This window comes from Roseibium sp. AWQ4_290 (genome assembly GCF_056160985.1).
In genome coordinates this window covers 1-21,861 of sequence record NZ_JBSWYG010000014.1, presented here as the reverse complement: position 1 = coordinate 21,861, position 21,861 = coordinate 1, and the positions used below count along the sequence as shown (strand labels likewise).

Sequence of the window (21,861 nt, the reverse complement as noted above, 5' to 3'; positions counted from 1 at the left end):
TGAGATCTTTGACCGTCCGCGATGATCGGGCGGAGGCAGGGCTGCGTAAATTTCGCAATCCCGGGGGAGCAGCCGTGTCCGCAGACGACTTTTACCGAGAATTGCCAAGTTTTTCTGATTTCAGCACAGCCGCCGATCTGAAGGGCTACCGGCCGGTGCCCGGCGACTGGTATGTGCTTGCTGCCGATATCGTGCGCTCCGGGGATGCGGTCGCCCAGGGGCGCTACAAGGATGTCAACATGACCGGGGCAGCGGTGATTGCAGCTGTTCTGAATAGTGTTGGCCGCGACCGGGTGCCCTTTGTCTTTGGCGGCGACGGGGCCATGCTTCTGGTGCCCCGCCACGATCTTGAAAAGGGACAGGAAGCGCTTGCCGGGGTTGCCGACCTGGCGCGGCAGGTGATGGAACTGGACCTGCGGGCCGCAGCGATCCCCGTGGCCGATCTGAGGGCTCGGGGAGGTGATATCCGGCTGCGCAAATATCTCCTGAGCCCGGGCAACCCGCTTGCCATGATTGTCGGCGACGGACTGGATCTTGCAGACCGTATTTTGAAAGATCCGGACGCTGTCCGACCCTATGCCATTGCACCGGACCGGCCGGATCTGCCGCCGCTGGACGGCCTGTCTTGCCGGTGGGAGCCGCTGCCCGCGCAAAACGGTCATATTGTGTCCCTGATCGTCAAACCGGTCGGGGCCGTGTCCTTGACCGGTCTCATGGAACGAATCGCGGCGGAGCTTGGGTTCAACCCTTTGCTGGAGGACACAAGAACCCGGCTGGCCAGCAAGCCCCGGCTCAAGTTCCGGTTTCCGCCCCGAGGGCTCCGCCTGGAGGTCGCCCTGGTCTTTGCCGGAAAGACGCTGCGGGGCTGGGCTGGTCGTCTGTTGGAAAGCTTGGTGTTTGTCTGGTGCTATACCACCGGCCTGCGCATCGGTCCGTTTGATCCGAAGACATATTTCAAGGAACTCAGCCTCAACACAGATCACCGGAAGATCGGTGACAGTCTCCAGCTGGTCCTTGACCTGACCCCGGATCAGCTGAGGAGCCTCAAGGGCGCGCTTGAGGCAGCCTATGACAGCGGCGAGGCGGTCTATGGCCTGCAGGTATCCGACGCAGCGCTGATGACCTGTTTTGTGCGCGACATGGCCAACAGCCAGCACATCCACTTTGTTGACGGCTCCAATGGCGGTCTCTCCCTGGCGGCGGCAGAGTTCAAGCAGCGCCAATCCACCCTGCAAATGGCCTGACGCACGGTCTTGCGCTGGATCGGGGCGGCACCCTCGCCGGATCTGGGGGTTGAGCTTGCACACGCTTTGCCTTATCGCTCGGCGCCTGACGTCTTTGCCGCTGGAGATTGGAAGTCCTCTCATGTCGCACAACAGTTTTGGCCATTTGTTTCGTGTCACCACCTGGGGGGAAAGTCACGGCCCGGCCATCGGTTGCGTGGTGGATGGATGCCCGCCGCTGATCCCGTTGGCCGAAGACGACATCCAGGGCTTCATGGAAAAGCGCAAGCCCGGCCAGTCCCGCTTCACCACCCAGCGGCGGGAACCGGATCAGGTCAAGATCCTGTCCGGCGTCATGGTGGATGAGGACGGGCAGCAAAAGACCACCGGCACGCCGATCTCCCTGATGGTGGAAAACACTGACCAGCGCTCCAAGGACTATTCGGAAATCAAGGACCGGTTCCGCCCGGGCCATGCGGACTTCACTTATGATGCCAAATACGGCATTCGCGACTATCGCGGCGGCGGCCGGTCATCCGCCCGCGAGACGGCCATGCGCGTGGCAGCCGGGGCTGTTGCCCGCAAGGTGCTGGAAGGGGTCACCATTCGCGGCGCGCTTGTGCAAGTCGGCGCGAAAAAAATCGACCGGACCCGCTGGAACTGGGGCGAGGTCGACAACAACCCGTTTTTTTCCCCCGATGCGGCGGCAGCGGCCGAGTGGGCGGAGTATCTGGACGGGATCCGCAAGTCCGGCTCGTCCGTTGGCGCTGTGATCGAAGTGGTGGCCGAAGGGGTGCCCGCCGGATGGGGCGCGCCGCTTTACGGAAAACTGGACAATGACCTGGCTGCCGCGATGATGTCCATCAATGCGGTTAAAGGGGTTGAGATCGGCAATGGTTTTGAGGCCGCCTGCCTGACAGGCGAGGAAAATGCCGACGAGATCCGGATTGACGATGTGGGCCGGCCGGTCTTTTTGAGCAATCATTCGGGCGGTGTGCTGGGCGGGATTTCCAATGGCGACCCGCTGGTGGTGCGGTTTGCCGTCAAGCCGACATCCTCCATCCTGACACAACGCAAGTCGATCACCCGCAAGGGCGAGGAGGTTGATGTGATGACAAAGGGCCGCCACGATCCCTGCGTCGGCATCCGGGCCGTGCCGGTGGGCGAAGCCATGATGGCCTGTGTTTTGGCCGATCATTTCCTGCGCCACCGGGGCCAGGTCGGCTAAGCTGAAGGCCGGAGCTGATGGGCTGTGCTGGCGCGCTGTGCCTTTCAGCCTGGTCAGGTTTGGCGTGTCAGAAAAGCACGAGTCGGATCAGCCCGGCGCAGGCGAAGACTGCCAATAGATAAAGACAGCTGCGTTTGTAGGTTTGGTCCAGGGTCCGGCCGAACACCCGGCTGCCAGCAAAGACCCCGATCAGAACCATAGGCGCCAGAACAGCGCCCCGGGCGAGCCCCGTCTGGTTCAAAAGGCCGAACCAGACCAGGGTGACCGAAGAAGTCAGCATGCCGAAAAACAGGTAAAGCACCAGCGCGCCACGCATTTCGCGCGCCGCCCGTGCGGAATTGAGAATGTATAGGGCGATCACCATGCCGCCCACGGAGGCAAGGCCGCTGACAATGCCTGCGGTCAGACCGGTTCCGGGCAGGGCAAGGCGGCTCCGGTCCAGCGGCAGGGTCACTTTCAAAAGCTGGAATCCAACCAGCGTCAGCACCAGAAGCAATGCCAGCAATTTGGACAGATCCACCGGCAGGCTGGTGGTCAGGGACAGACCGATTGGAACGCCGATGGCGCTGCAGATGGCCAGGGTGAGCGCGGTGCGAAGATCTGCATCGCGAAATCCACCCCTGAACATCACAAGGCTGGCGGCCGCTTCCAGAAGAAAACACACCGGGATCAGGTCGATCGGCGGCAGGATGACGACAATGGAGGCCATCAGCACCGCCGACAGGCCAAAGCCTGAAAAGCCGCGCACGGCACCGGCCAGCAAGGCCATGCCCGCGCTGAAGGCAAGATGGGAAAGAGGCAGGCCAGTCCAGCCGCAGAGTGCGTCAAACATCATCATGATCCATGTCGTTGTGCCGGACGCTTTAGCAAGCTGCAATAATGTCTGTAAATTCTCGAAAATGCAGATCTAACCTGCAATACTACAGGCATGAACTGGGAAAACCTTAAATATCTCTTGGCGCTTGACCGCGCCGGGTCGCTCTCCGGGGCTGCGGAGCGCCTGACTGTCGATGCGACCACCGTCTCCCGGCGGATCGCGGCCTTGCAGCGCGAGAGCGGGGCGCAGCTGATCGAGCGCGCCGGTACAGGGGGCGTGATGCTGACGGAGGCGGGCCACCGCGCCGTTCTGCAGGCGGAGGCGATGGAGACTGGCGTAAGCCGGCTGCAGGCGGATCTTACCGGCGCCGAGCTGGCGGAAGAAGGCATTGTGCGGGTATCATCGGTGCCGGTGGTCAACACGCGGCTGCTGCTGCCAAAGGTCCGGGGCTTTGCGCAGGCCCATCCCGGGATCGAACTGCATCTGGCCTCCGAAACGCGCAATGTCAGTCTGACACGGCGGGAAGCGGATATGGCAGTGCGGCTGGGGCGTCCGGAGGACGGCGGGCAGGCGGTCAAGGCGCGGCGGATTGCGGTTCTCGATCATGCGGTCTACGGCCCAGCGGGCGCAGACAGTGCTGTGCTGCCGTGGATCTTCTATCACGAGACCATGCGTTTTCTGCCCCAGGCGCGCTGGATGGCTGAATATCTGCGCGGCGGGGACGCACCGGTTGCCTCCATCCGTCCAAGCGATCTTGAAGGGGTGGTTGAAGCGATTGCCGCCGGCTTGGGACGCTCCGTTGTGCCTCGGGTGATCGGGGATCAGGACAGCAGGCTGGAAAGGCTGTCAGGTCCTGCGCCAGATCTGCGGAGGGAAGTGTGGCTGCTACAGCATGTGGACCAGAGCGGCCTTGCCCGCATGCGTGCCGTCAGCAAATGGATCGAAGCGGTGTTCAGCAGTCCTTCGCCGTAACTGTGCAGGGGAGGAGCGGAAGGGTGTTGCAAATTCCTGCTGGATGCCCGTCTGCAGGCCCCTATGTTTCAAGATGCACAGATGTTTTGCCACAATCGGAGAGCGTGATGAATGAGGTGACCCCGGTGCGCCGGATGACGGCGAAGGATTTTCCGCAAGAGCTTCTGGACCTTTACGACTATTATGCCCATGGCCGGATCACGAAACGCGAGTTTCTGAGTGGCGCGGCGAAATATGCTGTGGCCGGCGTCACGGCCGCCATGTTGCTCGACCAGCTGTCGCCCAATTATGCGCTCGCCCAGCAGGTCGATCCGGATGATGCTGCGATTGAAACCCGCAGGATCACCTATCCGTCCCCAAACGGGCACGGTTCAGTGGATGCCTATCTGGTCAAACCGGCGGCAAGCACCGGCAAGCTGCCTGCGGTTCTGGTCATTCACGAAAACCGGGGCCTCAATCCCTATATCGAAGACGTTGCGCGGCGCCTGGGCAAGGCCGGGTTCCTGGCCATGGCCCCGGACGGCCTGACTTCTGTTGGTGGATATCCCGGGACGGACGACAAGGGCCGCGAGCTGCAACGCACTGTCGACCGCGAAAAACTGCTGAACGACTTTTTTGCCGGGTTTGAGTATCTGCTAAAAAGCGATGAGAGCACGGGCAAGGTCGGCGCTGTCGGTTTCTGTTATGGCGGTGGTGTGGTCAATGCGATCGCAGTTGCCTATCCTGAACTGGCCGCCGGGGTGCCCTTTTACGGCCGTCAGCCGGATGCCGCAGATGTGCCAAAGATTCAGGCGCCGCTTCTGCTGCAATATGCGGAACTGGACGAGCGGATCAATGCTGGCTGGCCTGCCTACGAGGAAGCGCTCAACGCCCATGACAAGACCTACCAGGCGTATATCTATCCGGGCGCAAATCACGGCTTCCACAATGACACAACACCCAGATTTGACGCGGAAGCGGCCAAACTGGCTGAAGACAGAACCATCGCATTCTTCAAGGAAAACCTGATGTAGCTGCGGGGCACATCCCGGCTGCGGCCGGGGCTGCCCGGTTAGCTGTCGATGATTTCCGTATCGTCGATCTTGATGTCAAAGCCTTCCAGGCCGACATAGTGGCGCTCCCGGGAGGCCAGGAGGCGGATCGAACTGACGCCGAGATCCTTGAGGATCTGCGCACCGAGGCCGACTTCGCGCCATTGTTCCTGGCGGGCCTGGGCTGATCCATGCTCTTCCGTGTCTGCAGCTTCAAAGTCGGAGCGGGCCCGGCGGGACTGGCGGGCAACACCGACGGAGCCTTCGCGCAGGAACACGATCACGCCCCGGCCGCGTTCGGAAAAGCGGTTCATGATATGGTCAAGCGGCCTTGTGTCGCCGAAGACGTCATCCAGAACCGATTCCAGCTGCAAGCGCACCGGTACGCTGCGCCCGTCCAGAATGTCACCATAGACCACTGCCAGATGGTGCATCTGGTCGTAAGGGGTGGAATAAGTCATGGCATAGGCTGGACCCGCCATGGTTTCGATCGGTTGTTCATTGACCCGCTCCACCATGCGTTCGGTGCGCTGTCGCCAGGCAATCAAATCGGAAACGGAGACCATTTTCAGATCATGTTCGGCGGCGAACTCCGCCACTTGCTGGCCGCGTTTCACGGTGCCGTCATCATTGACCAGCTCGCTGATCACACCGACCTCCTCAAGGCCGGACAGTCGGCACAGGTCCACGGCGGCTTCCGTATGGCCCGAGCGCATCATGACGCCGCCTTCCTTGGCGACCAGCGGAAAGATATGGCCCGGGCGCACGAAATCGGCTGCAGCCACATTGGGATTGGCCAGGGCATGCACCGTGGCGCAGCGCTCTTCGGCGGAAATCCCCGTAGTCAGTCCCTGGCGGTAGTCGACTGAAATCGTGAAGGCGGTTGCCAGCGGCGCATCGTTTTCCGCCACCATCGGGTCAAGGCGCAGGCGGCGGGCGTTGTCCACCGTCATCGGGGCACAGATGATGCCGGATGTGTGGCGGACCATGAAGGCCATCTGCTCGGAGGTGATCTTGGAGGCTGCGACGATCAGGTCGCCCTCATTCTCGCGGTCGTCATCATCGGTCACGACCACCATTTCACCACGTTCAAATGCGCGAATTGCCTCAGCGACACGGGCCTGGGACACGGGATGCTCCTTGGTTCTGGACAGTCCGAGAAAGTCATTGGGGGTGACAACACCGTCGGTGGCGACGGCAATCTTGCGGGCCATATCCCGCGACACCCAGACATTCGGGTCGTTGCACAGGGCTGTTACAGAGGCAGGCGACAGATTGGCCCGGCGCGCAAAGGCGCTGCGGCTTTCCCCAGTCTGCAAGAGCCATTGATCCAATCTCATGGCTCCGCATATAAGCCCGTTTGTTTTTGCTCACAAGAGAAAGTTTGAAGAATTTTCAGTGACGCTGAAAGATGCTGCCGGAACTACCCGGCTTTGACGAATTCCACTGCCCGGGAGACAAAGGCCGGGGTCATCCAGCGCTGCTCCAGACCCGCTTGTGCGCACAAACCTTGAAAATCCTCAGTGAGATAGCTCGTGTAATAGGGCTCGTGAAAAAGCTGCGGAAAGACGGAGAGCAGCCCGTCATAGTCCGGCACGTCGCCTGTCTGCAGGCTGTCGACAAAGAGAAACGCGCCGCCTGGTTTCAGCACTCTGGCCACTTCGCCGATCACAAGACGGCGGATCTTGGGCGGCAGCTCATGGAACAGGAACACGCAGGAGACCACGTCGAGGCTGTTGTCGGCAAAGGGAAGATTTTCCGCCAACGCAGCAATGAAGCGGGCGCGGCGGGAGCTGATCCGCTCGCGGGCCACCGTCAAATACGGCTCGGACAGATCCAGCCCCGTGCCGGTCAGCCGGGGAAAGGCGGCAAGGGCCGGGCGCAGCAGGCCGCCCGTGCCGCAGGCTACGTCCAGATAGGCGACCTTTCGCTGGTCCTTGCGCTTCAGGATCTGAACAAAGGGCAGCAGGGCCTTGCGGCGCATGGCCGCCGTTGCCCCGGAAAACAGCACATCCACCTGAAAATCATACAGCCGGGCGCTTTCCTCCGACAGCCAGCCATCGGTCTGGAAATGGAAATTCTGACGGTAATAGCGGGGCAGGGCGTCTGCAAACCCGTCCGGATTGTCATTGACCTCCTGATGGGCGCCGGTCGCCCGGCGGCGTGTCACCTCCGGCACATCCTTGAAAAAGGCCCGGCTGGTTTCAAACAGGCCGCGCAGGGTCAAGCTGCCATCGGAGGGCATCGGATAGAGACCGTCTTCCACGGCCTTCAGATCATCGGCAAACAGTTTGAAAATATCGGCCAGCATGCGCCGCTGGCTCGGGACCGGGCCTGAGGGCTTCACCTTGGGAATTTCGGGCAAGTCTTTTTGCAGGCGCCGGTTCATGCGCCGCATGGCTTGCGAATGCAGCGTGTAGAGCGCGACGCGGCTGCCCTGATGCAGCGCATAGCTGGTGCGGCGGGCGACCGTGAGTGCGGGAGGCAGCTTCTGCTGCCTGGATTGCTGCTTTCGTTGCTCGTCCGCCGCCGCCATGGCTCACTCCCTGTTCAAGACCGCCACAACCTCAATATGGGGCGAATATTGGAATTGGTCCACCGGTGTGACGCTTTGAAGCGTGTAGCCGCTAGCGGTCAGCAGGGCCAGATCCCGGGCCAGCGTCGCCGGGTTGCAGGAGACGGCCACAACGGTCTTGACTTTGGAGGCCGCCAGCAGCTCAGCCTGGGCCTGGGCGCCCGCGCGCGGGGGATCAAACACCACCGCGTCGAACGGCTCCAGTTCTTCGCGCACCAGGGGCCTGCGGAACAGATCCCGCCGCTCGAAAGTCACTTTCTTGAGGCCCTTGGGCATCCGCAGCGCCTGATCAAAGGCCGCGATTGCGGCCGCATCGCCCTCAACCGCATGCACATTGGCGCTCCGGGCCAGACGAAGCGCAAAGGTGCCGATACCGGAAAAAAGATCCGCAACGTTCCGAGCCTTGCCAACCCCGTCCAGAACCAGCCGGGAGAGCGTTTCCTCGCCCTCCAGCGTTGCCTGGGTGAAACCGCCGGGGGCCGGTTTGACAGCAGCGCCGCCCATGTCGAGAAGGGGCGGGCGCACTTCCAGAAGCACTTCCCCATTCACCGAAAGACGGGCCAGGTCCAGTTCAACAGCCTTTTGCGATAAAGCCGGGATCTTGCGCTCATAGGCCCGGTCAGCCTTGTCTAGCGCTACGTCGAGACCGGCGGTGGTGGCCAGCACGGTCACGCGCATCTCGCCCTTTTTCGGCATCACCTCGGCGGCCAGGGTCTTCAGGCTTGCAAGGGCTGTCTCAATGGCAGGGGCAAGGGCCTTGCAGCCCGCCGCAGCCACCAGCTTGTGACTTGCCCGGCCGTGATAGCCCAGCAGCAGGGTTCGTCCGGCGCGCCCGGCTGTGAGCACGGCCCGCCGCCGGCCTCCCCCTGTGGCATCGATCGGTTCGGCGACGGTGGTCTTGATCCCGCCGGTGGTCAGTGCCCGGTCCACAAGGTCCCGTTTCCAGGCCAGATAGGGGGCTTTTGCGTAGTGCTGCATCGAGCAGCTGCCCGATGTTTCGCTGTGGCCGCACACGGGCGCCACCCGGTCAGGGGACGCAGACAAAATAACGGGATCAACAGCCCGGCCGTTGACCACCCTGGCCCGCACGGTTTCTCCGGGAAGGGCTCCGGCCACAAAGACCGGGCCGCTATCGCTCATGGCAATGCCGTCACCGCGATGGCCGAGTTCGGAAATGATCAGGTCTTGGTCTTGCATGGGCGAGCGATAGCGCCAACTGGCGCAAGGAGCAAGCCTTGTGCTTGTCAGGCCCTTGAAAAGCGGGGGGGTGTCAGACGTCCACTTCTACGGTGCCGATCGGATTGGAACAGCAGGCCAGAATATACCCGGCCTCGACATCCTCCTCGCTGATGCCGCCCGAATGGACCATGTGAACCTCGCCGGAGCGCTTTTTGATCTTGCAGGTGCCACAGACCCCGAAGGTGCAGCCGGAAGGGATATTGAGGCCCGCGTCCTTGGCAATGGCCAGAACCGTGTCGGTTTGAGAACACCAGGCCGAAACGCCTGAGTCAGCGAAAACGATCTGGGCGCGTGTGTCTTCCTGGGGCACGACATCATCGAACTCGCTCAGCTCCGCCTTGGTTTCGGCAGGAGCCTGGAAGCTTTCCTGATGATAACGGTCCATGTCGTAGCCGAGTGCGTTCAGGATCTCGCGCACCGCTTCCATGAAGCCCTCCGGGCCGCAGCAGTAAACATCCCGGTCCAGATAGTCATTGCACATCAGACCGAGCATGAGCTGATTGAAATGGCCGCGATAGCCGGTCCACACCTCGTAAGGATCGCTCTGGTTGACGACAAAATGCAGTTGCAGGCCGGTCACCCGGCTGGCCATATATTCCAGCTTCTGCCGGAAGATCAGCTCCACCGGCCGGTTGGCGCATTGAATGAAACAGATATCGGGATCTTCGCCGCGCTCAAACAGGGTCTGGGCCATGGACATCATTGGCGTAACGCCGGACCCGGCCGAGATGAACAGGAATTTGCCGTCCGGCTCGGGCGGCAAGTGAAACAGTCCGGCCGGTCCGAACGCTTTCAGCCGCATGCCCGGAGTCAGATGGTTCAGCATCCAGCGGGTGCCGATACTGCCGGGCTGAGCTTTCACCGTCACGGAGATATAGGCGTTGGAGACCGGTGACGAGGAGAGCGTGTAGGTGCGCTGCACATTCCCGCCGGGAACCGGCAGGTCGAGCGTGATGAACTGTCCGGCCTTGTAGACAAAGGTGGCGCCGGATGGCGGGCGGAAGGAGAAGGTTTTCACATCCGGAGCTTCCGGCACCACCATCACGCATTCCAGCAGCTCGCTGTCGCTCCAGACCGGCGTCTCGCGCCCGGGCATCGGTATCATTTGATCACTCCGCCGCCACGCGGAAGCGGCCAATCAGGGCAGCTTCCAGGGTCTTGGAATACCAGTCGATGAACTGGATCACACCGCTCTCCTGGGCCTGTGAATAGGGACCGGGCTCATAAGCGGGCGACTGAATGCCCATCTGGTTTTCCTCCACGATCTGACGGTCTTCGTCATTCGTGTGCATCCACACTTCAGTCAGGCGTGAGAGATCATAGTCTGCTCCTTCAACCGCATCCTTGTGGACCAGCCACGTTGTCGTGACTTCCGTTTCCATCGGGCCGACCGGCAGCACCCGGAAGGTGAGCACCTGATCGGAGAGGAAATGGTTCCATGTGTTGGGATAATGGAAGAACAGGCAGCTGCCGGCATTGTCGAAGGGCACCGAGCCAATCCGTTTGGACACCGCCGCCTTGCCATCCATCGTGTAGCTGACCGCGTCTCCCAGAAACGGAATGCGCACGAGCCGCCACTGGTCATCGGGCGAGAGCAGGAACTTGGACGGCAGCCCAGCGCCTTCGCAGCGGTTGATATGGGCGCTGCCCGTGTTGGACGCGGCGGAATCGTCGGACCCGATCATGCTGGGATCGTCGGGAAAGGTCCGGCACAGGGAGGGGTGCGAGCCGGAGCAGTGATAGCATTCCCGGTTGTTCTCCAGCACCAGCTTCCAATTCCCCTTTTCGACGATGGTCGACTGGTGCGCGACCTTCAGATTGGCAAGGTCATGGGGCCCGAGATAACGGGCGGCCTGCTGTTTGAGTTGACCCATGTCCGGCGCCGTGTCCGCCAGACAGATGAAAATCATTCCGGCAACGGTTTCGCAGTGAACCGGCTTCAGCCCGTGGTTTTCGGCCTTGAAGTCCGGTCCCATGTCCCGGGCAAACAGCAGCTTGCCGTCCAGCTCATAGGTCCATTGGTGATAGGGGCAGACCAGCTTGGGAGAAGCGCCTTTGGCAGCGGCACAAATTCGGCTTCCCCGGTGGCGGCAGGAATTGTGGAAAGATCGGATGGCGCCATCGGCACCGCGTACAATGATGACTGAATAGGTCCCGATCTGAAGCGTGATGTAGGACCCGGTCTTGGGCAGGTCCGCCGTGGGGGCTGCGAAAATCCACTCTTTCTGCCAGATGTTTTTCAGGTCCGCCTGAAACACGTCGCTGTCTGTATAAAAGGCTCGCGGTAGTGAATAGCCTTGCCGGCGCCCCATCAGAAGAGAAAGAATATCCGCGTCGCTATACATCGCCATCCATCCTGATCGCGCCGGTTCCGGCCGGCCGCCCTCCAAAGCGTTTTTTGGCTCGCAAAACTGCCAAGCCGTAGCGCAAAAACGGCATCGGCTTATTCAGGTAAGACACTGCACAAAAATTCCTCAAACCCGTTTCCGGCAAAATGGGAAGATGTTGCACCTGTCTCTTAGTTTGCTTCTGAAATGCATGTATTTTCCGCTTTAGAGCGTCGGGCGATCCGTCTGCAGCTTTTGATGTTTGAAAGCAGATCCTTCGGCAAGGCGCTCTGCGCAGCGCGATGCGGTGTATCGGGCAAGCGGTGCAACGCTGCCGATGGGCTGCTCTCTATCACCGGACGGGCCGGTCCCCTTTGCCCGCTGACATCGTTGGATCGCACTTGGGGTGGCAAGCACCACGGCGCGCAATCCGCCTCCTCAGCAGACAAAGCAGATCCGGTCAAATCGTGCAGACTTATTGCCCTTGGCGCTGGCCGGATTTTTGCCCGTGCAGCAGCCATTCGGCATTGCCATCCCCGCCTTTGACGGGCGAGGGTATAAGCGCCTTGGTAGTCCAGCCGGGCTGAGCCGCGAGCCAGGCCTGCAAGGTGCCCGCCGTTTCCTCAGCAATCTGAGGGGCCACCAGTCCGCCCTTGCCGATCCGGTCCTTGCCAGCTTCAAATTGCGGTTTGACCAGAAAGAGACCGTCCGCGCCGGGGGCGGCGAGATCCAGGGCCGGGGGCAGGGCGAGGGTCAGGGAGATGAAGCTGACATCGGACACAATCAGCGACGGCCGGTCGCCTCCAAGATCTGCAAGGCTCAGGTCACGGGCATTGAGCCCTTCCTGGGCAAACACCGCTGGGTTCTGGCGCAGAGTGGGGTGCAACTGATCATGGCCCACGTCAATGGCATGGATTTTCGCAGCGCCCCGTTCCAGCAGAACCTGAGTGAAGCCGCCGGTGGAGGCGCCGATATCGAGGCAGATCCGTCCCGATGGGGCAATGGCAAAGCGGTCAAGGCCCTCGATCAGCTTCAGCGCTGCCCGCGAGACATAGGCGGAGGCAGGGTCCTCAACCTCAATGGAGGCGCCGGGCCCGATCTTCTGGGCGGGTTTGGCGCAGGGGCTGCCATTCACCCGGACCGTGCCGCGCAAAATGGCATCCCGCGCCCGGGCCCGGCTGGTAAATTGGCCGGTATCGACAAGATGCTGATCGAGACGTTTGTGGGCCATGGACTGAGTCAGGTGATGCGGGACGGGGCAGAGGGAGGCTTGGTTAGCCGAAACAGCCGGCAAAGCTTGCCAGCAGGCGGTCGGCATAGACCCGTTCGCCCGCATAAAGCCACAGCAGGGCCGCCAGAGCGATCAAACCGGACGCACCGGCTGTCAGACCCATGAAAAGTGGCAGGCGCATCATCTGCTGTCGAACCCTCAGGAGGACACTGTCGAATTGGCGATCAGCCGCCTCAATTTCTCCAGTGCGGTGTCTTCTTCTTCCCCGTAAGCGATGGTGCCGACAAATTTGTTGTCGCCATTCATCAGATAAACGGCAGCAGAATGGTCCATTGTATAGTCGCCGTCGTCAAGGGGCACTTTCTTGGCATAGACCCGGTACGCCTTGATGATGGTATTGATCTGTTCGCGGGTTCCGGTCAGCGGTGTGATGCGTTTGTCAAACGCCCAGACATAGTCCCGCATGACCTCAGGCGTGTCCCGCTCCGGGTCCACGGTGACAAACGCAAAGTTCAGCTTGTCCGCATCGTCGCCGAGGTCGGCAATCCAGCCTTGCAGTTCTGACAGGGTTGTCGGACAGACATCCGGGCAATAGGTGAAGCCAAAGAAGATCACCAGCGGCTTTCCGGCAAATGTTGCTTGCGTTACCGTTTCGCCATTGCCGTTGACAAGTTCAAACGGGCCGCCAATGGCCTCCAGCGGTTTGATCAGCCCGCCGGTGTCCCTGTCCATCGCGGATTGCTGGTAAACGAGGAGCCCGGACACACCGGCAAGGGCGGCGACCGCCGCCCAAGCCATGTACCGGAAGAGTTTCACACCAGACATTGGTTGTCCTCTTCAAAAGGGTCTCAGTTGTGTTTGTGTTCCATATTGCCGTGATCCATGTCGCCATGGTCCATGTCGCTGTGATCCATATGGCCATGATCCATGGATTTCGCGCCCATCTTGGAAACGTCAAGCTCAATGGTGACTGTGCCGGCCTTTGCAAAGGTCAGCGTCACCGGGACATGGGTGCCTTCCTTGAACGGCTCTTTCAGGCCCATGAACATGATGTGCAGACCACCCGGTTTCAGGGTCACGGTCTCGCCGGCCGGAATGGCAATGCCGTCTTTCAGCGGACGCATTTTCATGACGCCATCGACAACGGCCATTTCATGCAGTTCTACCTTGGCAGCCGTGCCGGAGCTCGCAGACACCAGACGGTCGTCCTCGGAGCCAGTGTTGACGATCTCGACAAACCCGCCGCCAGCTTTGGCATTGGGCGGCGTGGCGCGGGTCCAGGAGTGGGTCAGGGTCAAGTCACCGACCGTCACATCATGCGCGGAGGCGGACAGGGGAAGAAGGGCAAGGGTTGCGGCAAGCGCGAAGGATTTGAAAAGGTTCATCGTATTTCCTCGATCTGTAGTAAAGTTTGGGAATGTCAGATCAAGGTGTGTGGCGGGGCCCGGATGGCCTTGGCAAAGCATGAGCGGGACGGCGACAGCTCTTGGACTGTTCTTGCCCCGCCCGTGTTTGCCAGCCGGGACGTTGCCTCATAACGCAGCGTGGCCGGGGCAAGACAGGCCCCAAGCGCGCAACCATGGGCGCAGACCGGACCGCATTGGCAACTGGCCGGATCATGGGCTGCAAAGGGGGCCTGTTCAGAGCGTTGGCACAAGCTGGCAAGACCGGAGGCCGTCGCCACCTCCGGGGACACGGCCGTGGCCAGAACCAGCAGGCAAATGCGCAGGAAAAACGCAAGCGCCGCCAAAGCCACAAGGGGATGGCGTTCCTGTCGCAGCAGCTGCATCCGGGTCTCAGACAAAACCATAACGGGCTCTTACGCCGCTTGCGCGCTCCTGTCGAGAGGCGAAAGCGCGCAGCGTGTTCCGATGCGCGACTATGAGGCGGATTTCGCTCCGTCCCGGCCGCGCTCACTATCCTCGTCACCATCCTCATTCTGAGGGGCTTCCGCTTCCAAAGGCGCCTCTGTGCCGGTGAGGGGATCGCTCAGGCCTTCCGGGACCATGCCGTGGTTTCCCCCTTCAGCAGCCTCTTCGGGTGCGGACACTGATGTCTCGTCCGTGTCCTCGTCAGAAGTGCTTTCGAAATTATAGATATCGTCCTCATAGGCGGGGAACTCTTCCGGCGGAATCACATATTCCTCAGCTTCCGCATCGAGCGGTTCGGGCGAAATGACGGTGCCGACCTGGGCTGTAGCCGCATATTCGAAGTCGGTCTTCTCGTCGCCGGTCAGGGCATCGTTCGTGATGACGCGGGTCAGGACAAAGCTGGCCATGAGAAGGCTGACCACACTGATCATGACATAGAGGCCCGACGGGCCGAGCTGCCCCATCAGCAGCGAAGCGGCCAGCGGGCCGATGATGGAGCCAATGCCGAAGGACAAGAGCATGCCGGAGGAGGTCTCGACAAAGTCCTCCTGTGCGGTGTGGTCGAAGGCATGGGCGACGGCGACGGCATAAAGCGGTTGGTTGAACATGCCGACCAGAAACGCGCTCAAAAGGGCGATCTCAAAATGTGTTGGCGAAAAGGTTACGATGGTGAGTGAGGCGGCGGCTGTGGCAATGCCCAGCCCGACCAGCACGAGGCGCCGGTCTATGCGGTCGGACAGCCGCCCGACGGGCCATTGGGAGATCATGCCACCTGCGATGATGGCGGCGGCATAATAGGCCGACTGGTTGGTGGACAGCCCGATCTGTGACCCGTAAAGCGGTGACAGGGTGAACACCGCGCCCTGGGAGACGCCGATTAGCAGGATGCCGACAAAAGCCGCAGGGGAATTCTTGTAGAGCTGCACCGGCCGGAACCGGACCAGGGTAATGGGAGCGGGCTGGGTGGCGGTTGTCAGCGACACTGGCATCACCGCAAGGCTGAGGGCAACGGAGGCAACCGCAAAGGGCACAAAGTCGGAAATGCCCATGCTGGCGACGGAGACTTGCCCGAGAACAAGAGCGCCAAAGACGATCACGATATAGACGGACATGATCGTGCCCCGGTTCTCGTTGGTCGCGCTTTCGTTGAGCCAGCTTTCCACGATCATGTAGAACCCGGCAAGGCTGAAGCCGGAAATCACGCGGATGATGAACCAGGCATAGGGATCGATGAAGACCGGATGCAGGATCGCGGCGCCTGACATGAGGGAGACGAGCGCGGCAAAGGTGCGGATATGTCCGGCCCGCATGATCAGCAGCGGTGCGCCCAGGCAGCCCAGCACCAGCCCGACAAAATAGGCCGAAGAAATCGTGCCGATCTCGAAATCCGAAAAATAGAACCTGTCAGCGGCCAGCGGCAGCAGGGTTGTCTGCAGCCCATGCCCGAAAATGAGCAGGGCGACGGACAGAAGAAGCGCGGATACGGAAACGAGTGTCTGAGCCATGATTGCCTCACACGGAAAGCCCAAAAACAAATGCGCCGGTTGCAGCCGACGCATTCTTACCAAAGTCAGAGCATCGTGCCTTCTCAAAAAGGCCACGATTCTTTGACCTGGACGGTTCCGGGCAGCCTTTTCAGGGAAGCCGTTCTGTGTCAATCAGGATTTCCAGCATGACGCATTTGGACTGCCGGATGTCGATTTCGTTTGCGCTCAGAGCCGTTTACGCCCGCTGCGGGGCGCTGAGGCTCTCACTGCCCAGAGCGGTGAATACAGTCTTCAAAATGCCGTCGCAATTCAGTCCGGCACCCGCATACATGGCCTGCGGCTTGTCCTGATCGATATAGGTGTCGGGCAGGGCAAGCGTGCGCACCTTCAATCCGGCGTCCAGAAGCCCTTCAGAGGCGAGGGCGGTGAGCACATGGCTGCCGAATCCGCCTGCGGAGCCCTCTTCAATGGTCACCAGGACCTCGTGCTCGCGCGCCAGCCGGCGGATCAGATCCAGATCGAGAGGTTTGGCGAAACGGGCATCGGCAACGGTGGTCGGCAGGCCTGCGGCATCAAGCTCATCGGCGGCTGCCAGGCACTCGCCCATGCGCCCGCCGAAGCTCAGAAGGGCAACCTTGGTGCCCTCGCGGCGGATAACGCCCTTGCCGATCTCCAGAACGCTGCCGCGTTCGGGCATGTCGAGCCCGACCCCTTCCCCACGGGGATAGCGGAAGGAAATCGGTCCCTGATCATAAGCAACAGCGGTCGCTACCATGTGGCGCAGCTCAACCTCGTCTGCGGCGGCCATCACGACAAAGCCGGGCAGGCAGGACAGAAAGGCCGTGTCAAAGGCCCCTGCATGGGTCGGCCCGTCCGCCCCGACGAGACCCGCCCGGTCGATCGGGAAGCGCACGGGCAGGTCCTGAATGGCCACATCATGAATGACCTGGTCATAGGCCCGCTGCAGGAAGGTGGAATAGATGGCCGCAAAGGGCTTGAAGCCTTCCGTCGCCATCCCGGCGGCGAAGGTCACTGCATGCTGTTCGGCAATGCCGACATCATAGGTGCGCTCCGGAAAAGCTTCGCCGAAGAGATTGAGGCCCGTCCCGTCCGGCATGGCCGCCGTGATCGCCACGACCTTGTCGTCGTTTTCCGCTTCCTTGATCAGGGAGGTTGCGAAGACATTGGTGTAGCTGGGGGCGTTGGCTTTGGGTTTGGACTGCTTGCCGGTAATGACGTCGAATTTTGCTACGCCATGATACTTGTCTTTGGCGCCTTCCGCAGGGGCATAGCCTTTGCCCTTTTGGGTGACGGCATGGATCAGAACCGGACCTTGATGGGTGTCCCGGACATTTTTCAAAACGGGCAGCAGGTGTTCCAGATTATGGCCGTCCACCGGCCCGACATAATAAAAACCAAGTTCCTCGAACATGGTGCCGCCGGTCCAGAACCCCCGGGCATATTCCTCCGCACGCGCGGCTTTTTCAAAAACCGGCTTTGGCAGGTTCTTGACGATGTTCTTCGCAGCGTCCCGGAAGGTCTTATAGGTCGGGCCGGAGACCAGCTTGGCCAGATACGCGGACATGGCCCCAACAGGCGGGGCGATGGACATGTCATTGTCGTTCAAGATGACAATCAGCCGGGAGCCGAGATGGCCCGCATTGTTCATGGCTTCATAGGCCATGCCTGCCGACATGGCGCCGTCTCCGATCACCGCGATGACATTGTTGTCGCCACCCTGCAGGTCCCGGGCCGCCGCCATGCCGAGGCCTGCGGAAATCGAGGTGGAGGAATGGGCAGCCCCGAAGGGGTCGTAAATGCTTTCGGCCCGTTTGGTGAAGCCGGACAGGCCATTGCCCTGGCGCAGGGTGCGGATGCGGTCCCGCCGTTCGGTCAGGATCTTGTGCGGATAACACTGGTGGCCGACATCCCAGATGATCCGGTCATCGGGTGTGTTGAACACATAGTGGAGCGCGACGGTCAGTTCCACGACCCCCAGGCCGGCCCCCAAATGGCCGCCGGTGACGGAGACGGCATCGACCATTTCCGTGCGAAGCTCGTCGGCGAGCTGCTGCAGCTCTGTTTCTTCCAGCACGCGCAGGTCTTTAGGGGATGTGACCTTGTCGAGGAGAGGGGTATCGGGTTTTGAAGACACTCTGTCGCAGGCTCCACGATTATAAAACTGGCGGGCAGGCATACACCAACCCTTTATAGGGCGCAAATACTGTTGCAGAAATGCGCCAAAGTGTTGCGCCACGCTTGCTGACGCACAGGAGGCGGAGGTCTTCCTACCATGCAGACCGTTCACGTGACGTGCAGATCCGATGCATTTTTGTCGCTATTGGGTGTTTTTACAGGCAATCACCCTTTTGGGTGATGCGTCGGCGTCATAACTGGCCTAAAGGTCTAGTTGTGGTCGATGGGGCCACGTGCACAGTGATCAACTTGGGGTCGCGGTTTCGCGACCCTTTTTTTATACGAAGTTTTCCCGAAAAAACGCCGCTAAATTCGAAGAACCGATACGGAATGTCTGGGGTTCAGGGGTTCTGAACGGGAGCTGACGGCAGTCCGCGTTAAAACAGTCCGGACAATTCATGAACAAGTCGTGCCAGCTGAAGTTGTGTGCGCGCGCCGGTCTTGTCGAAGATCCGGCGCAGATGGGTCTTTGCAGTGTTCCGGGTAATCTCGAGCTGCTCAACCGTATCGTTCAGAGTGCCGGTCATGGCCAGATGCCGGGCGAGATGGGCTTCCGACTGGGACAGGTCATAGCGGTCCTGAAGCACTTTCTCGACATGTTCTGGTGTGCCGGGAGGCTGAAAAACCCCCACCATCAGCCAGGGGGGCATGCTCTGGCCCCTGGGAGACGGTGCCACCGTGGCAACGGTAACCCGTTTTAGGCTCTCTTCCGGGTCTTCAATGAATATGGAGGTTTCCGGCCCAATAAGGGTAGGGGCCTCTGCCGTGTCTGTTCCGGGCTCAGCGGCTGGCCTGGCCTGAAAGTGTTTGAGTGTGTCCTGAATGGCGGTGTCGAGCTGCTTGTTCTTCACCACCAGCAGGCCGTCCCGGGCATCAGCAGCCCCTGTCGACAGCAGAGCGTCGAGCCCGTTTGCCGTGTGTCCGAGAATAGCTCTGTCCGGAGTAATCAGAACAGCGCAGCAGGACATGAAGGAAATCAGCAAGCGCTGGATGCTGTTGTTGTCCCGCTCACGCTCCATCTGCAGAAAAATATCGAGGCCGGGAGCGAGGGCGGCCAGAAGTTTTCGGAATGTTTCATTCGCAAGCGGAACGTTAAGCGTCTCCGTGGTGGCTTGCGTAAACACGCACCCGAACAGGAACGTGCTGGTCGCCGTGCGCTTGAGCGGCGCGACGATAGCTGGAAGACTATCGCGCTTGCCAGGGGTGTTCAGAGTCGTACCGGCAAGTCCTGGCCAGTCTCCCGGCAAAGCCCGGAAACTGGCAGCCAAGAGCGGGGCATCGTTCAGCAGGAACCGGAGCGTGCCTTCATCGCCTCCAAGGTTTGGATGGGTCAGAAGCTGACTAAAAGAGACTGGTGTCTCCTCAGCACCAAATTCGCGAACCGGGGTGCCGCCGCTGTCAAACTCGGAAAGAAAAGGTTTGCAAGGGAGACTATCTGCAATCCACTGCAGTATCGCGTTCCAGCCATCAGCTTGAGGCGAGCTTTTCAATACACGTATAAGTAGATTTACTTCGTCCGTTTGGTTGAGTAGTGGCATTCTCTATTGGGTCTATTAAAGATTACATTAAATTTCCTTCGAATTTCGATCATGACTATCAACTCGCTTTTAAAATATCAATAGTACTTTTAACAGGGGGAAAACGTGCAGGGGTGGAGTGTGTTCTTTTGAGCGCACAAGGACAGGTCTTCCGGCTTTCTCGGGGCATTGCCTGATCGGGCACAAACAAGGACATGCGTCCGAATTGCAGCCGGGCACATTCTTGGTTTTCATCTTGAAAAGAGAGCGCGCTGCGGTCCAGGAGAGCCAATCTGTTTTGTCTTTTGCGTTGAAATCTTAGATTTCACACAGCGAAAGGAAAACCCGTTGAAGCGCCGGCTGGTAAAAAGAGAAGTTGCAGATCAGACACTGCGCACAGGGGCCTATTGCGGGTCAAGCTCGGTTGTACCGGCCGCTTCACCGGACTGTCCGAGCTGGATCTTTTCCACTTTTGCCTCGGCCGACTTCAACAGCATATCGCAATGTTTACGCAAGGCATCGCCGCGCTCATACATGTCGATGCTGCGCTCAAGGGGAACGTTACCCTGTTCCAGTTCCCGGACAATCGTCTCCAGTTGCTTCAGAGCGTCTTCGAAGGAAAGCCCGGAAATGTCGTTCGACGCATCGCTCATGGAAAAGGTCCCTGTCTGAAGCCGGACACACCTGTGCCGGGAAGTGTTCCCTAACTTGCGGGCCGTGCGCCATTCGTCAAGGCATGCGCGCGCAGAAAAGGAAGATGATCCCCGGCGTTTTTAACAACTCAGTGTCAGCCGGTCATCAGGGTCATCACATGGGCGGCGGTCGACCGGGCAAGTCCCTCCAGGTCGTAGCCGCCTTCCAGCACCGAGACCAGATTGCCATTGCTGTGCTTGTCCGCCACATCCATCAGGGCGCGGGTGGCCCAGGCGAAATCGGCTTCCAGAAGGTTGAGGCCTCCCAGGGGATCACGGGCATGGGCGTCGAAGCCGGCGGAAATGATCACGAGTTCCGGTGTGAACTCTTCAAGGCGCGGCAGCAACGCAACCTCAAAGGCTTCCTTGAACACCAGCCCGTCATCGCCCGGCGCCAGTGGCACATTGACAATCGTATTGGCGTCACCGGTCTCGGAAGCGGCGCCGGAGCCCGGATAAAGGGGCATCTGGTGGGTAGAGCAATACATCACGCTCGGGTCGTCCCAGAAGATGTCCTGGGTGCCGTTGCCATGATGGACATCAAAATCGACAATGGCCACCCGGCCTATGCCGTGTTTGGCCTGGGCGTAGCGGGCGGCAATGGCCACATTGTTGAAAAAACAGAAGCCCATGGCCCGGTCTTTTTCAGCGTGGTGCCCGGGGGGGCGGGAGGCGGAAAAGGCGTTGTTGACCTTCTTTTCCAGAACCTCGTCCACGCCGCGGCAGGCGCCTCCTGCGCCTCTGAGAGCCGCTTCCCAGGTGCCCGGCGACATGGTCGTGTCCGCATCAACCCGCGTCACGCCTTCTTCCGGAGCCAGCCGGTGCAACTGGTCGACATAGCTCATCGGGTGGGCGCGGGCGATGTCTTCCAGGGCCGCAATGGGGGCAATGTCCCGCGCAACAGACTGGAACTTTTCATGCTCCAGAATGCGGTCGATGGCCCGAAGGCGGTCGGGCCGCTCAGGATGACCAAGCGGTGTCAGATGGTCGAGATAGGTCGGGTGGTGCAATAGGAGCGTGGACACGGGGCGTTTCCGGAAGGTTTTGTCGTTGTAGGATTATAAAATAGTATCTGAGCGTCCGGCAGCCGTCCTGTCAATTGATGATAGGTCCAATCGTTATGGGATATGTCCGGGGCCTTGGAGCCTACCGTGCAGAATTGGGTTGCCCTCTTGCTGTCTGACGTCAGGGATTTGTGCGTAAATGCAGAACCTGATTGGCCTTTCGGAAACCGAACGGGCACCAGACCGACCAGTGATGCACGTCTGGCCCGATACCCCGTATCGACCTGCGACGCACTCCTGGCCGAAGACCCTCAAAGCGCGGTCAAATAGCTCATCATCAATCAATTGCGCTTGGTTGTCTAATTCCGGCCTCACAGTCAAGTCCCAAGCCCTGTTGCCTCCTCACCAGGTCCACGGTTGTCTTCGAAGTCGCTGCCAGCAGGGTCTGTGG

Annotated in this window: 20 protein-coding genes; 4 read left to right on the top strand and 16 right to left on the bottom strand. The window is 60.5% G+C overall.

The window, feature by feature from the left end; genetic code table 11:
- Positions 1-74 precede the first annotated feature (74 nt).
- Together ACXAH0_RS15030 and aroC are read left to right on the top strand one after the other, a co-directional pair.
- Entirely contained in the window at positions 75-1,244 is a 1,170-nt protein-coding gene (locus ACXAH0_RS15030) for a DUF3095 family protein (RefSeq protein WP_475192505.1), read from the top strand.
- Positions 1,245-1,365: 121 nt separating this feature from the next.
- Positions 1,366-2,451 (top strand): chorismate synthase, encoded by a 1,086-nt coding sequence (gene aroC, locus ACXAH0_RS15025; RefSeq protein ID WP_475192503.1) that lies wholly within the window; start codon positions 1,366-1,368, stop codon positions 2,449-2,451.
- A 67-nt stretch (positions 2,452-2,518) separates the two neighbouring features.
- On the opposite strand, the gene ACXAH0_RS15020 is transcribed toward aroC, so the two are convergent.
- On the bottom strand, positions 2,519-3,283 hold the full coding sequence (locus ACXAH0_RS15020) for a TSUP family transporter (protein ID WP_475192501.1): 765 nt from the start codon (positions 3,281-3,283) through the stop codon (positions 2,519-2,521).
- A gap of 96 nt (positions 3,284-3,379) precedes the next feature.
- Here ACXAH0_RS15020 and ACXAH0_RS15015 point away from each other — a divergent pair, with 96 nt between their 5' ends.
- Positions 3,380-4,240, top strand: coding sequence for a LysR family transcriptional regulator (locus tag ACXAH0_RS15015; protein WP_475192500.1), 861 nt, complete (start codon positions 3,380-3,382; stop codon positions 4,238-4,240).
- Positions 4,241-4,365: 125 nt separating this feature from the next.
- Positions 4,366-5,253: a YghX family hydrolase gene (yghX, locus tag ACXAH0_RS15010; protein WP_475192650.1), complete on the top strand. Its 888-nt coding sequence runs from the start codon at positions 4,366-4,368 to the stop codon at positions 5,251-5,253.
- A gap of 38 nt (positions 5,254-5,291) precedes the next feature.
- Here yghX and ribB read toward each other — a convergent pair whose 3' ends face one another.
- The 15 genes from ribB to ACXAH0_RS14935 all read right to left on the bottom strand — a co-directional run bounded on the left by ribB (position 5,292) and on the right by ACXAH0_RS14935 (position 21,431).
- On the bottom strand, positions 5,292-6,611 hold the full coding sequence (gene ribB, locus ACXAH0_RS15005) for a 3,4-dihydroxy-2-butanone-4-phosphate synthase (RefSeq protein WP_475192498.1): 1,320 nt from the start codon (positions 6,609-6,611) through the stop codon (positions 5,292-5,294).
- 83 nt (positions 6,612-6,694) lie between these two features.
- Positions 6,695-7,807: a class I SAM-dependent methyltransferase gene (locus tag ACXAH0_RS15000; RefSeq protein ID WP_475192496.1), complete on the bottom strand. Its 1,113-nt coding sequence runs from the start codon at positions 7,805-7,807 to the stop codon at positions 6,695-6,697.
- A gap of 3 nt (positions 7,808-7,810) precedes the next feature.
- Positions 7,811-9,043 carry a class I SAM-dependent RNA methyltransferase gene (locus ACXAH0_RS14995; RefSeq protein WP_475192493.1) on the bottom strand — a complete coding sequence of 411 codons (1,233 nt, stop codon included), beginning with the start codon at positions 9,041-9,043 and terminating at the stop codon, positions 7,811-7,813.
- A gap of 73 nt (positions 9,044-9,116) precedes the next feature.
- Positions 9,117-10,190: an FAD-binding oxidoreductase gene (locus tag ACXAH0_RS14990; protein ID WP_475185848.1), complete on the bottom strand. Its 1,074-nt coding sequence runs from the start codon at positions 10,188-10,190 to the stop codon at positions 9,117-9,119.
- 4 nt (positions 10,191-10,194) lie between these two features.
- A complete protein-coding gene (locus ACXAH0_RS14985) occupies positions 10,195-11,430 on the bottom strand; it encodes an aromatic ring-hydroxylating oxygenase subunit alpha (protein WP_475192491.1) in 1,236 nt (411 codons plus the stop codon).
- 457 nt (positions 11,431-11,887) lie between these two features.
- Positions 11,888-12,643 carry a TlyA family RNA methyltransferase gene (locus tag ACXAH0_RS14980; protein WP_475192488.1) on the bottom strand — a complete coding sequence of 252 codons (756 nt, stop codon included), beginning with the start codon at positions 12,641-12,643 and terminating at the stop codon, positions 11,888-11,890.
- A 43-nt stretch (positions 12,644-12,686) separates the two neighbouring features.
- Positions 12,687-12,827 (bottom strand): hypothetical protein, encoded by a 141-nt coding sequence (locus ACXAH0_RS14975; RefSeq protein ID WP_475192485.1) that lies wholly within the window; start codon positions 12,825-12,827, stop codon positions 12,687-12,689.
- A gap of 14 nt (positions 12,828-12,841) precedes the next feature.
- The gene (locus ACXAH0_RS14970) at positions 12,842-13,468 is read right to left on the bottom strand and encodes an SCO family protein (RefSeq protein WP_475192483.1); all 627 of its coding nucleotides are present in this window, start codon (positions 13,466-13,468) and stop codon (positions 12,842-12,844) included.
- Between the two features lie 23 nt (positions 13,469-13,491).
- Positions 13,492-14,028 carry a copper chaperone PCu(A)C gene (locus tag ACXAH0_RS14965; protein WP_475185834.1) on the bottom strand — a complete coding sequence of 179 codons (537 nt, stop codon included), beginning with the start codon at positions 14,026-14,028 and terminating at the stop codon, positions 13,492-13,494.
- A gap of 35 nt (positions 14,029-14,063) precedes the next feature.
- The gene (locus tag ACXAH0_RS14960) at positions 14,064-14,453 is read right to left on the bottom strand and encodes a hypothetical protein (RefSeq protein ID WP_475192480.1); all 390 of its coding nucleotides are present in this window, start codon (positions 14,451-14,453) and stop codon (positions 14,064-14,066) included.
- Positions 14,454-14,522: 69 nt separating this feature from the next.
- Positions 14,523-16,019, bottom strand: coding sequence for an MFS transporter (locus ACXAH0_RS14955; RefSeq protein WP_475192479.1), 1,497 nt, complete (start codon positions 16,017-16,019; stop codon positions 14,523-14,525).
- A gap of 217 nt (positions 16,020-16,236) precedes the next feature.
- Positions 16,237-18,198 carry a 1-deoxy-D-xylulose-5-phosphate synthase gene (dxs, locus tag ACXAH0_RS14950; protein ID WP_475192477.1) on the bottom strand — a complete coding sequence of 654 codons (1,962 nt, stop codon included), beginning with the start codon at positions 18,196-18,198 and terminating at the stop codon, positions 16,237-16,239.
- A gap of 376 nt (positions 18,199-18,574) precedes the next feature.
- Entirely contained in the window at positions 18,575-19,465 is an 891-nt protein-coding gene (locus ACXAH0_RS14945; protein WP_475192474.1) for a helix-turn-helix transcriptional regulator, read from the bottom strand.
- 653 nt (positions 19,466-20,118) lie between these two features.
- Positions 20,119-20,367: an exodeoxyribonuclease VII small subunit gene (locus ACXAH0_RS14940; RefSeq protein WP_475185814.1), complete on the bottom strand. Its 249-nt coding sequence runs from the start codon at positions 20,365-20,367 to the stop codon at positions 20,119-20,121.
- Between the two features lie 134 nt (positions 20,368-20,501).
- Positions 20,502-21,431 carry a histone deacetylase family protein gene (locus ACXAH0_RS14935; RefSeq protein WP_475185810.1) on the bottom strand — a complete coding sequence of 310 codons (930 nt, stop codon included), beginning with the start codon at positions 21,429-21,431 and terminating at the stop codon, positions 20,502-20,504.
- Between the last annotated feature and the right edge of the window lie 430 nt (positions 21,432-21,861).